The sequence below is a fragment of the Legionella steelei genome (assembly GCF_001468005.1).
GTDB classification, from domain to species: domain Bacteria; phylum Pseudomonadota; class Gammaproteobacteria; order Legionellales; family Legionellaceae; genus Legionella; species Legionella steelei.
In genome coordinates this window covers 405,064-418,658 of record NZ_LNYY01000021.1, presented here as the reverse complement: position 1 = coordinate 418,658, position 13,595 = coordinate 405,064, and the positions used below count along the sequence as shown (strand labels likewise).

Genomic DNA, 13,595 nt, shown 5'->3' with positions numbered 1-13,595 from the left:
TACAAAACGTCTTACATTCCAACACTATTTTGGGGATTAGTTTTGAGTTGAATCATTGAGGAAAGACTGTTTTTTACATGATTCAAAGGCTCATATTCAATCCCTAAATCACAAGCATCACAAATTTTTTGAATATGAATCGGATTCGCTTTATTAAACCCTATCAATTTTGCGCCATTGATTAGTCCTTCAATTTCTTTTATTTTTGCCGAAACTTCTGGTTCGACCTCTTCTTGAAGGTCACTTAAAATACTAGATAATTCTTTAAGCGCTGATTCATAATTACGCTGTTTTTCAGGATCAAACTCGATAAGCGCAGTCCCATCTCTGATAGTGTTCATAAAAAATCGATATCGGTGTGCATTTTGTGAATTTTCCTCATCATCGATTGGTTGATGTTCTCTTATATCAATTTCACGCTCAGAGACACTTAACTTCGTCTCAACTCTTTGTTGTTCTTCAAACAAAGAAGTCGCAGGAGGATACTCACCATTAGAAATTATAGGTTTTGACATCTCAATACTTCCATGCGCAACAACAGGTACGCGAGACTCCAATTCAACTCCTCTCTTCTCAAACAAAGGAACAACTTGCGGAAGCTCTCCATCGGGAATAATGGTTGGGGGCATTTCCATTTCTACAGGTTCAACATCAGGTTTATGGGTTTCCACCTCCATTCCTCCCTTCTCAGGCAAAGGGACAACTTGCGGCAGCTCCCCATCGGGGATGATAATTTGAGGCATTTCCATGCTTACTGACTTAACATCAGGCCTATGAGTTTCCAGCTCCATTTCGTCCCTGTCAGACAAAGAAACAACCTGAGGAATTGCCATATGCGTAAACACCACATCAGATGTGGGGGGCTCCACTTGCGTTTCTAGTTTTTCGGACACAGCATTCATAGGATTTGGAGCAGAGGTTAAAGAATCTCTATCGAGCGACTCTTGGTTTAACGAGGATCTGTCTCTAGTTGACGTCAAATCCTCACCATCTTTGGGCGGTGCCGTACTCATTTGCTTCATTAAATTCACATGAACTTCAAAACGTTTTTTTACCTCTTCGGGTAATACAGATTGCACAATACTCGCTATTATTTTTAACTCTTTATTGCATTTACTTAATAAAAGCTGAATGTCTTCATGACTTTCTACTTTTTTAAGTTCCTCTTTATACTTCTTTAATTGAATTACGCCAGCATCTAACCGGTCAACTTGCTCTCGCTCTAACTCGTCGACAGGGCATTTTTGCAACTCCTCGATGATTAAGTCCAAACTGATATCCAGGTCGTCTAAGGCGTGCACACGGGCATTTTCATAATGAGCAGATAGCGTTTGCATCTCCTGTTCCCACTGGATCTGGATTACTTGGCTTTCTTTTTTAAAATTGCTGATGTTCTCTAGGTGCTCCTCATAAATCATTTGCAATTGTGGCGACTCATGGCGTATTTCCTCAAAAAAACCATCAAGAACTTCCAGAGCTTCTTTAAGTTTGTCCTCTTTAATTTGGCATTGCTTTTCAAGGATCTCCATATCGAGGGGCTCTAGACCAGATTGTCCTTCCCCTAAAGGGACAAGCGCATTTATTTCAGCCTCCATTTCTTCTTTTTTTACTAATAAGCTTTGATAAATTGCGATTGCTTTTTGTTTTTTTTCTTCACTAATATGTTCATCTTGAATGATCACCTCCAATGCCTTTCGCATCAGCATCATATGCTCATCATAAGTATCATCTAATAATTTAATGTGCTTCATATGATGTACATGGGTAATTCGTTTTATCTCAGCCTCATAATACTGATACAAATCCATATTTTTTAAACCAAAAAGCGATTTTTCCCATTCAGATAAAGGAGGACGATGTGGTTTAAGTTCTTCAGCTTGTTGTAGGATTGATGACTCTTTTTTTCTAGGTACGAACACAGCATTTTGAAGATGTGCTGCTGCAGCCTTAGCCTGCTCTTTTTCTATCTCAAAAAGCATCACCATTTCTTTTGCTAATAAACCCTTGTCTGTAAAAAGTTTGCGGATTACATCAAAGCGGCCTGTGACTGTAAGAAAAAAAAGTAGATTATGTTCGCACAAATGAATAAACTCATTGAAAATCTGTTCATTTTGACGGATCACATCGTTTTTATTGTGGACCCCATTAAGTCTTCTAAGCCATTCTAAATAAGACACTAAAAGAGGATAAGTAGCTTCAGACAAATCACCTTGTTTTAAAATTGCATCGCTGGGATTACCCATTATCCGTTTTAAACGTTCTTCTGGTGATAGATGAATGCGTCCCATTGCCAAACACCTTGCTCATATTTTAACTAATTATAGTATTTTTTGAACACTTTGGTGTGATGAAAATTAAAAGGGGCTTTTTAGACAATAAGAATGATGGGAAAATGAAGTAGAGAAAGCCTGCTGTGATTCAGTGTCGAACATTTTTAGGGAGATAATTGATCACACAGTAGCTTAAACACTTGGCATTGGTAATCTCAAGGTTACGGAAGTAGGTAATCTCTTTTAAATAAAAATCAAAAGTTTCCTGAATCGCTTCAAAATATCCTTTAATGACTACGGAGTAACGCATTTTTGCAGTATGATGTATTTCGAGTAATTTAGAATATAAAAAAGTAATCTCTTGAGTACATTGTGTATGTGCTGTTAAAGCAACATCAAAGCAATTTGCTTCAAGTAATTTGGTTTTCAATTTATTGATATAGACAAACATATTGGAAATGCACAAGTTAATTTTTTCTATTTTTTCTTTATAAACTTCGCCTAATACTTCAGGTATTGAATGAATCATTTCTCGCAAAAAATTTAAATCAGCAATGTAACTCCCTAGTACATTGTTTTTCTTCATTTCAATAAATCGTGCTTGCCACTCCACTAAATGCATGACCGTGCGTTTATATGCGAGCAGTTCCTTTTCCTTGATGTTATCTGCTGTAGGAAATATGGTGTTGGTTTTCAGCTGCTCTATATGTCCCATCACCATAAAGCATGCATTTTTTATATCTTCAAACGTTAATGACTCAAAATTATTTGTTTCAATTTTTTCACTAATATTATCAATAACGGTTACTACATCTAGGGATAACATTTCTGTTCCAAATTCTATATCACCTAGATCTGATTATAGTTCAATATTTAAACATTAAAGTAGGTCTATTCTGGAAGTTTTTTTTGATAATAACCACATACTTGCCTCAACTTTAGAGGCATAGTAGCGCGATATATCGCGCTACTACATAATTAATACTCGCGCTTCATGCGCTTGAGGGTTTTCTGCTGGCATCACAAGTTCTGGATTCTCTTGAGGAACTACACGCGCTACTTGTGGCACTTTAAACATCATGAGTTGCTTTTCAAACTCACCAAGCTCCGCCAGAGTAACTCGTTTGACATACACACCACTTTTTTTCTTTTCCTCATCAATTTTCTGCGTCAGAAATAGAATTTGTTGTTGTAACACCTCAATTTGCTGTGTTGTTTTTTGCTGCACTTGAGTCAATTCGCTGGCCAATTCACTCTGCATTTTTTCAATTCTAGGACGAAATACCTTCTCTAAATTTTGTGCAGGCCTACTTACTAATTCATCAAACTCTATCCGCCAGTCATCCATATTTTCCGGCGTAAATAGATAACTGGATGCATAAGAATAAATTGAACCCATTAAAGATTTCTTTTTCGTTCCTTCAACGAGCCGATCATGCAAATCCCTAAATCTAATTTTTAGTAGAATATCCTGTATTTGCTCAATTTTTTCTGCTTGTAACCCTGGAAACTTAAACGTTTTGACTAAGTCTCTATCGAGAAAACTATCGTGAACCTGCTGATGAAACTGACTTAAATCTCCTGGCTTTTGATCGGCTACCCATGCTTTTAAAACAAGAACATCATTGACTTGCTCACGAAATTGCTCAGGAAATTGTGCTACAGATGCTTTAGTTTTTGCTTTAAAGCTGAGTAGTGGCACTTGCTCTTTCATCAATCGATCGAGAGCAATGCTCTGTTCATTGGCTTGAATTAGCCTTAGTTCTAAAGCTTCACGCTCACGAGTTAGCTCGTGTGCACGCGAATGATATTGGGTAAAATCATCAAATAAAGCATGCGCACCAGAGCCTTCAATCACTAAGTCCCAATAATTACTAAACCCATTATGCTCTTCTTTGAGCTTCACCTGTTTCACATTAAATCCGTTTAATCCTTGCAGTTTTTTCTTAATATTTTCAGCTTTACCTGCAAGATACTTACTTCTATTAAGTAATTCACTATGATCCTGACTAAATGTTTCGAAAAGCATACGCGCCGTGCCACGCATATGGGCTACTGGCCCTTGCAACGGAGAATGTTTTTGGGCGAGCTCTTCTGTTTTACTCGAAAGAAAATGATACATTTCATCAAAAGCATAGATCGTCTTATTTTCAGTTTGCACAGTGTCCAATGCTTTTTTAATTGCCTTCCACTCATTATTTTCGCGCAAGGCTTCATTGTCATCTTCTAAGTTTTGAATAGAAGAGTTCCATTGCACTTTCATGGCCTCATACAGAGATTCTTCTCTGCAATCATGCATAAAATCAGCATCCAGTTCATTTTTGCCTGAACCAATAGCCGTTAAGCCACCTAGGGTAGCCAAAGTTTCTTTAATTAAAGTATGTGTATTCCTATGACCAAAAAAAGGAAATATCCATACCCCTTCAAGTTGCAGCTCATGTTCTGCTAATACTTTATACAAGTTCCTAATCGCAATTTTTTTCCTATCAAGATCTTTTGCCCTTTTTAACTGATATACAGCACTCAATATAGCCTCTGCCGCCATTTTCACAGTCGTGCGTTCAAGCCAATACCCCAAACCTTGATTTTTTTTCTTCGCCCAAGATAAAGAAGACTCCAATTCATCGACAAGTTCTACTAGCACCCGATCCAAATAAATTGTTTTTAAATGCTGCAGTTGCTTTGTTTCTGCAAGTCCGGCTTGTTTGTATACCCGCAACAACTCATGAATTACGGGTTGCATGGCATATTTTTCAGCAAATTGATCTGCAGGAGCATGCCTCGTGCCATAGTGTCGTAAACACGTAACGAGATTATCTAAAGTTTTTGCTTTAGCTACTTGCTCAAGCGATTCAGCTCGTGCCGTTTCACTTAAATAAGGATTACTTTCTATAATGCGACTTATATCTGCAGCAAATATTTTCACCTGATTTTTAGCAAAATCATGAGCATAGACATCTACCGCTCCATCAGCAAATCGCAACATCGCTCCATTAACATCTAATCCAGAGACAAGATAACGATGTGATTTTTTCTTCTCTGCACGCACCTCTTTTTTGTTTTCGCGCACAGCCAATCGATTTAATTTCAATTGCTCACTTAATAAAACTCCGTCTAAGTAGTGACAACGTAAATCATTAATAGAGCCTTCTGTAATGAGCGCCTTTGCTTTTTCTTTAAGTAACGCCCGTTTCTGCTCCCAAAGCAAATGAACGGCTTCTTTATAAGTACTCACCGCGTCATCCAATTTCTTTGCACCCCAACGGACATAGGGATTAGGGTATTTTTTCTGCAGATCAGAATAACCCAGGCATTGATCCCATTTTTCGTTCAAAATAAGAATTAAATCCTCGCGTTGTTTCAATAATTCTGCATCCAGTGCTCGCCATGTCGATTTAGGATAAACAAGATGCAGCAACTCTTTCCATTCTTGGAATTGTTGCAAAACAACCTGCTGTATTTCAGAAACTCTCCGTGTGTAATGACGTTCAACAGCAACACCTTTATTTTGTTTTCTTTGCAGTTGTATCAATGCAGTAAGTAGCTCTTCGCAGTTTTGTGCAGATTGATAAAGCCAAGAGCGCAACAAGAATTTTCCATGGTCCTTATACAGTGTGACATGTTTACCTGGGTGATTGTTAAGTGCAACGCTTTTAATAATCTGCTGCGTGCTACTTGAAGTATCTAAGCTAGTTTGAATGGTCAAAAATCCCTTAGGATGCTTTGTATAAAAAGAATCCTCTTTGTCAGGAAAGGTAACAATAGTGATCGTATTTTTTTCTCCTGACTTATTTTTAATCCAGTGCTTTCGTTCTATGGCTGATTCAGTGCCTACAAATGCGGTAATATTTTTTTCACCAAACTGTGCCTTTAATTCCTGCTCAAGAAGTTTTACTTCACTTGCATTTTGAGCAATGAGCACAATAGGTTGCCCGGAGTCAGCTTTCTGGACCGCCTTTTTAACAGCCCCGACATAAGCTTGCTTCTCTGCGTTAGATTTTATAGCCGCTTCATTACGTTCATTTTGGTAATGCGCTGGTATTTTGCACTGCACACTTATGCTGAGCTTGTCGCATTGCTCAACCAACTCATCTTTTTGGCTTACAGTTCTAGAAACACCAATAATACGCCCTTGTTTTTTGTAATCATCAATCAAGTCCTTGATTGATGCCGAGTCAATAAAACGCATTTCCGGTTCAATAATAAACTCCCAATCCGGATTTTCCTTTTGTAGTCGAGCGTGAAGGAATTGCTGCACTAGAAAGGAAAAACCTTTTTGAGATGCTTTCAAAGGAATAGCAACATGAACTGTTGTTTCAGAAGAAGGAATAACAAAATCCTCTCCTGCAACCAAACGCTGAGCTTCTATAGCTGCATTGATCCATAAATTAAATTGCTCTTCAGGCAAAGAGTTTAAGTGTGTCTTATGTGGGCCTGTTGGTGCATGTCGGTCCAAAAGTTCTTTTAAGCGTGCGACATCCTGCCCCTCACTCCAAACATTATCTGGATACAGCGTTTTAAACTTCCGCTGATTAACAAATTCATTGATTAGAGGATAAATCCATGCATAGGTATGATTTTCACTGTCTTCATAATCCTGAACAAGATGATATAAAATTCTTTGCTCCCATTCTGAAACAGATCCACAAAGAATTAAATTACTCGATAAAAGGTGGCGCCCCCTGTAAGCAACCAAGTCTTCATTCTCAGTTTTAGCTCGTGAACGATATAAAGCCAAATCTCCTGCAGTAGAATAATTTATCCCGCCAACTTGATAAGTTCCCTTAGGAGAATCTGCTTTAATACTACTTGAATCAATACCAATTGAAGTCAAAAAGTCTTTATTCCCTTTGTTTTTATCATCCTGAATCACTGCATCGCGGTTAAAGAGACAAACGTCAACCGTTCCACCATCCGCCTCAACCCACTGCATTACAGCAAGCAATGTTACTCTACTATTTTCCTCATCAGTATCTGCTTCCATCAGCATATTGTGTGGCTGGCTTTTGAGTTCCCTTAAAATGGAAATAAGTTGCGTCGTATCAACAAATACTCCAGTGGCACGGAAATATTGTTCACGTAATACCGCAAGCAGTTTTAATTGGAGTTTTAGTTTTTCATCCGTATCAAGAGCTGGTGTTCTTATGGTGTTAATCAATGTATCAGATAAGTTGCGCAACTCAGCACGGCTGGCTTGAGTTAAATTCACATAAGGCTTAACCACTTTTGTTGCAAGATCATAACCAAAAGTCAAAGTAAACGGTTTATCTCTTCCTATGGCATTGATGTAGGTAATTTGTTGCGCCAAATCATATTGTTCTTGGCCACTTAAAGGCTCTCCCTCAACACCCTCTTGAATATTGGCAATAACTCGCGCAATTTGTGAGGTATCAAATTGCTCATCAAGAATCTGATCAGTATCTTTTAGGATAATACCAAATTCATTGATTTGTGGGGCACGACCAGATTTTGGATCCTTATCAAATGCATCGATATAAGCCTTTAGAGCATTATAAGAACCCTTTAATGCGGGGATAAACGTTTCCATCTCTGGATATGGCGGTGAATTAAATAATTGTTCCAATTCCTTTAGATTGTGTCGATTTAATTCAAGTCCAGCTTGCAGGTCTAGCAGACAACGAATATTTTTATCCGGAGTACGTTCACCAAGTATCAATACTATTTTTAACCAGATCTTTAAGTCAGAATCACGCATACCCTCTAACTTATCGATTAAGTTAGGGAGCATCCTTTCTTTGCCGTTAGTACAAGTCTTGATTAATAAACTAAGCAAGGGCACTAATGAATGCACTTCTGCTTTAGCGCGAGTAATTGATGTAATTTTATCAACAATGTTCTTTAACAAGTGCTCATCAACTTCAGGACCAGCTTTTTTTATTAACTGAATTAAAGTATTGAACAACGCGGCGGACTGCTTTTCATCCACCCCATTCAAGGACTTCAACCCAATGAGTTCCTTCAATGGGAATAAAGCATTCTGTGTTAAGTTATAAGTGCATGACCAACGCAATAGAGTTTCATACGCTTCTTGTCCAAGAGTTTCTCGGTATTTTGTTAAATAAGTAATCTCATTTAAAGCACGACGTAGCTGCTCTGCGGAATATACTGGTATATCTTTTAATATTTGGCATAAAACAGCTAATGAAGATGCAACTGCAAGCGGCTCGTTTTCACTTAAGACATTCAGTAGCTCATGCATTTGCACTACAGTAAGCGTTCTCTTTCCAGCTTTTTTGAGCTTGATTTCATCAGCTAATAATGAAATACAGCGACGAAACTCAATACTGCTTTTATTCTTAATGCGAATGAGTGAGTTGATCAAACCATTCACGTCATCTAATTGCTGCCTCCATTGGTGAAACGCCTCATCAATAGGAAGGTCTGTATCTAATCCATTATGTTGTTTTAATATAAAAGCATCAAAGCCTTTATTTGATGTCTGTAATGAGCCTAAAGCAGCATTCAAACTAGATTGCACGCTTTCCTCTAATCTAGACTGCAGCGCAACCAAAAAGGATTGCTCGGAAAAAAATTCCTGCCCCAAGACCTCAACCATTTTCATTTTTGAAAGAGGAGCTCTCGATAAAGCTCGAGAAAACATTCTCCCCCCCAGCAAATTCTTAACCTCTTGTTCTTCTTCAGCTAAAGAGTCAAGGATCATTGAGGGTCTAATAGGTTTTTGTTGCAAATAATACAGCACAACATTATGGGCTTCCATCCAGGATTCCAAATACCCTTTTACCGTTCCTGATAAATTATCCAGTTGATTTTCGAGTTGCCAGTCATCATAGCTTTGCCTCATCAGGCTAAAAAGATCGATAGTTGTTTCTTTAACCGCTTCTTTGCCTATTTTTAACGCCGGTAATCCGGTACGTACAATTTCAAAAATACGTGTTTTTTGATTTTCATCTTCAGTAAAATTCGCCTTTCTGACTGATTCAACCACGGTGATGAGCTGATCTAGAGAAGGCAAACGGTAAGAAGCTTCAATATTAATATCAGTCAGAATTGCCAGTAACTGTTCACCTCGTCCCTCTTGCATATCATGGATAGCGTGTGCAAGCATTTTGATTTTGGTCTCATACTCGCTATCTTCTGCATCAGGTTGTGTCTCTTTGGGAATTTCATCACTTAATAAGGATAGAAGTACTACAAACTGAGATAATGTCTGGGGTTGATCATGAAAAAGCTCAGGCAAAAACTTATCCAAGTTGGATGCAGAAACCAAATGGTTTAGCAAATCTTTATAAGATAATTGCTGTATCGGTGCAGTATTTGTCTGCTCCATCAGCAAACGTCTTTTATAATTATCAAGAACGAATGAGGCCGCGTTACCATACTCTCTCATGAGCCTTAAAGCCAGAGTACTTGTCTCCCGAATTTCATGGCGTGCTAGGTCCGGAGCCTGAGCTTTTGTTTTTTGCGCTAACAATAAGATATCAAGCAGCGTGTTCAACTCATCAATTGTAGGCATTGACTCCCAGCTGTGGTGGGCCAGTGATTCTGCCAGCACTGGAATTTCATGCAAGTCTTCACCAAACTGCTCTGCCATTGCAAGCAATTGGTTAATTAGTTTTTGAACGGAAGAATCAGGATATTCACTATGAGTACATACACGTTGTCCCGTAGTTAACAAAGCAACGAGATTAAGTAATAATACTTTATTCTGCTGATTAAGCTTATTATTTTTACTGATTTCCTGTTCAATTTTTTGATACACATCCAGGCTGAATGCCCATTCTTGTGTACCGATAAAACGATAAAAACGGGCCACCGTTTCTTCATAGGGACAATCAAAACGCGCTAGCCACGCACTCACCTCTCTAGGCGTTGTAGGGGTTGAATAATCAGGAACTACCTCATTAACATTGGCCCTTAAATTCATGTGCCGTGACACTAATTGATAATGGTGATAACGACTGGCATTGTAGGCCGCATGAACATCTATCCCATCTAAATAAGTCAGTTGTTCTTCCGGAGCACTGCTGTTATTGATGATGAACAGCAAGCGATCTAATGTAGGCTTCAGTTCTGTACCATTTTCTAAAGTACAGGAGCTGGGCAGCTTCAGTTTTTTCTTTTCCAGCTCATCCAGGAAATAGTTATAGGCTACGAATAAATCATTAAACTCAGTATAAGCTCCTGATGCTTTATGTTGCGTCACTAAAGTAACCCACCATGTTTTCTGTTCGCTACTTAATTCACTCAATTTTTTAAGGTTTGCCAAACCTCGAGGAGACATTAATGCCAGATAGTTCTCAGGTTTATCCAGAAATAGCGCATCAAACTCTTTAAAAAATTCCTTATCGTGTAATGTTTTAATGCGTTGCAATAAAAGCAAAACACCATCAGCCCCAGTGTGAATTAACACCTGAGCCAAACCCTGATAGTGACGATCAGATAAAGGCATGGCCTGTAACAGTTTTTTTATCAACTTCAACTTTGCCGCATCATGTTCAGTCAACTTAGATACGAAAAAAATAAAGGCAGCTAGTCGTTGTTCTGGCGAACTTTGCCCACTCAGTAAATAGCCAAATTCTTTTTTATAAAGACCAATGCGTTCTGAGTCTTTTTTCAAAAAAATAAATTGCTGATAAGAACCAAGCAAATGGCGCGCGTTTTCTTGAGAAAGTTCAGGGGCTAATGTCAAAGGACTTATTTCGGGATGTTGATATTGGGGTTCTTCATTATTTCTTCGTTTTCTCTGTGTTGCTTTTCGTTGTTGAGGCTGGTGTACATGCGGCATTTGATATTGGAACTGTAAACCAATCCCGGGAGTTTTTACATCTTCAACCCAATTCTTTTTCGCTTTGCGTATTTTAGGTATATGAGGCTGAAAAGAAATTGGTGAGTCAGATAACTCAACTATTTGTGGTTGAAAGTCGAGAGAACATTTTTGGCGTTTGCTGTGCAGATACGCATTATCAAAGGATAATTGATACTGTGTCTGTTGTGGGGGAAACGTAAATTTGTAAAGTCTCGTGCGTTCTGGGCTTAAAAGAAATGTCATCAACTCATCGAAGTGTTCTTGAGAAAATGCATCACACTCCAGTAAGACAGTGACATCTGCAGAAATCCGCTTATCTTGCTCATAAGTGTTTGCCAAATGGGCAGTAAAATCTTTGACATTATTAAAATTATCTGTGCCCAGAGTGATTCTCATGCAACCATGCCCCCCAAATAATAAATACTAAGACTTTATTATCCAAATAGTGCTCAAATATATCACATTTTTAATTAATAAAATATTAAACCTGAAAAAAGATGCTGAATCTGCTAAGAGTTGCTACTGCACTGATTTTTATAGAGATTTTAACGATTTTTTTGCTGAAGCTGTACTACCCATAGATGAAGTAAAAAAATCGTTAAAATCTCTTTGAAAATCATAATCCTCACTACGATTTAATTATTTTTTAGGTTAAAGAAAATCGTGGGCTTTGAAAGATTGATTAAAAAACATCAAGAACGGCATTTAATAGCTGTTGTGTATAAACTTCTTTAGGTTCCTTGAAAATCATCTCACAGCTTCCGAACTCAATCCCTACCCCACCTTTCATAACTAACACCTCATCGGCAATATAGGAAACAACCCCCATATTATGGGTAATGAATAAGTAAGAAATGCCTGTTTCCAGCTGCAATTCTTTTAATAAATTAAGAATTTGCGCTTGCACAGAAACATCCAGGGCACTGGTAGGTTCGTCACAAATCAAGATATCAGGTTCTGTAGCTAGAGCCCGCGCAATACAAATTCGTTGCCTTTGCCCACCAGAAAATTGATGTGGGTAACGCTGCAAACTGCTGCTAGGCAAATTAACCTGATTCAATAGCTCTTTTTGCCGTGCGTTAATTACCGAACGTTTCATCCCTTGAGCATGCATGCCTTCGGCGATTATGTCACCTACCGTCATCCGCGGATTCATAGAAGAAAAAGGGTCTTGGAAAATAATTTGTACTTTTTTCCTGTACTCTCTTAACGCACGCCCTTTTAATGCCAGCACATCATGTTCTTTATAAAATAATTCTCCTCCAGCAATAGGTAACAAACGCAATAAAGCACGACTGGTCGTTGTTTTACCGCATCCTGACTCACCTACTAATGCTAATGTTTTTCCTTGTTGTAGACGAAATGAAAGATTATCTACCGCTTTAAATAACGTTTTACGACGGCTGAATATCCCTTTTTTCTGGGTAAAATCAACCGATAAATCCTTCACGGTAAGTATCGTTTTTGTCTCAGTAGTGGTGCCACTCCAAGCTATTTTGTTTTTTTGCAAGGGAGGTAATTCATCATGATCAGGATATAAATGACAGCGTACCAACCGTCCTGCTTGCTCTTGTAATTGGGGTTCCTCCTCGGAACATCGCGAAAATGCGTAAATACAGCGTGGGTGAAAACGACAACCGGGAGGCATCTCTTCCAAAGCGGGCACAAATCCACGAATTACAGACAGACGCTCCTCTCGTTTAGCCATAGAAGGCACTGAAGCCAATAATTGCTGTACATAAGGATGTTGTTTGGTACGTGAGAAAAAATCATCCACAGTGGCTTGTGCTACTACTTGACCTGCATACATCACACACACACGAGATGCCATAGCTCTCAACACACCAAGATCATGAGTAATCAGTAGCAAACTCATCTGATGTGTTTTTTGTACTTTTTTTAATAAAGCAAGGATTTGGGCCTGAATGGTCACGTCTAAAGCGGTTGTTGGCTCATCTGCAATCAAAATATCTGGTTTACACGCCAAAGCCATAGCAATCACTACGCGTTGTTTCTGTCCCCCAGACAATTGATGGGGGTACTGATGAATTCTAACTTCTGGCTGGGGCATTTCTACTTCATGAAGTAAAGACAATAATGCTTCGTGTAATTCATGTGTAGTAAAAGAGTTACATTTCACCAAAACCTCGGTCAGCTGCTCACCTATAGTCATCACAGGGTTAAGCGCAGTCATTGGCTCTTGAAAAATCATCGAAATCTTGCGGCCTCTCAACTGCCGCATCATTTGCTCCGGTAAATCGAGAATATCTTGTCCATTCATCTGGATTAGGCTATTCATTCCATAAACACCAGCCTTAGGTAATAGACGCATCAAAGCAAGAGATGTTAAGGACTTACCGCAACCCGACTCCCCCAACAAAACCAGGGTTTCACTAGGATATAAATTAAAGCTAATCTCATCCAAAGCAGAGACCGTTTTATGGTGATCTTGAAAAGCTACAGATAATTGATGAATTTCAGCACTAGTTTCTTGCATATATGTTCTGTTTAATCCAGATTAGACAAGGCATAATCCA

4 protein-coding genes are annotated in these 13,595 nt (G+C 38.6%); all 4 read right to left on the bottom strand.

Annotation, left to right across the window (positions count from 1 at the left end; all coding sequences use genetic code 11):
* Positions 1–11: 11 nt before the first annotated feature.
* Entirely contained in the window at positions 12–2,288 is a 2,277-nt protein-coding gene (locus Lste_RS16465) for a hypothetical protein (protein ID WP_058512074.1), read from the bottom strand.
* A 130-nt stretch (positions 2,289–2,418) separates the two neighbouring features.
* Complete coding sequence (locus Lste_RS16460; protein WP_058512073.1) at positions 2,419–3,096, bottom strand: hypothetical protein; 678 nt, start codon at positions 3,094–3,096, stop codon at positions 2,419–2,421.
* A 144-nt stretch (positions 3,097–3,240) separates the two neighbouring features.
* Complete coding sequence (locus tag Lste_RS16455; protein ID WP_058512072.1) at positions 3,241–11,454, bottom strand: hypothetical protein; 8,214 nt, start codon at positions 11,452–11,454, stop codon at positions 3,241–3,243.
* Positions 11,455–11,740: 286 nt separating this feature from the next.
* Positions 11,741–13,555, bottom strand: coding sequence for an ABC transporter ATP-binding protein (locus tag Lste_RS16450; RefSeq protein ID WP_058512071.1), 1,815 nt, complete (start codon positions 13,553–13,555; stop codon positions 11,741–11,743).
* Positions 13,556–13,595: the final 40 nt, after the last annotated feature.

Excerpts from the sequence above, each read along its gene's own strand:
- Lste_RS16465 (WP_058512074.1), bottom strand. The coding sequence starts at position 2,288 with ATGGGACGCATTCATCTATCACCAGAAGAACGTTTAAAACGGATAATG.
- Lste_RS16460 (WP_058512073.1), bottom strand. The coding sequence starts at position 3,096 with ATGTTATCCCTAGATGTAGTAACCGTTATTGATAATATTAGTGAAAAA.
- Lste_RS16455 (WP_058512072.1), bottom strand. The coding sequence starts at position 11,454 with ATGAGAATCACTCTGGGCACAGATAATTTTAATAATGTCAAAGATTTT.
- Lste_RS16450 (WP_058512071.1), bottom strand. The coding sequence starts at position 13,555 with ATGCAAGAAACTAGTGCTGAAATTCATCAATTATCTGTAGCTTTTCAA.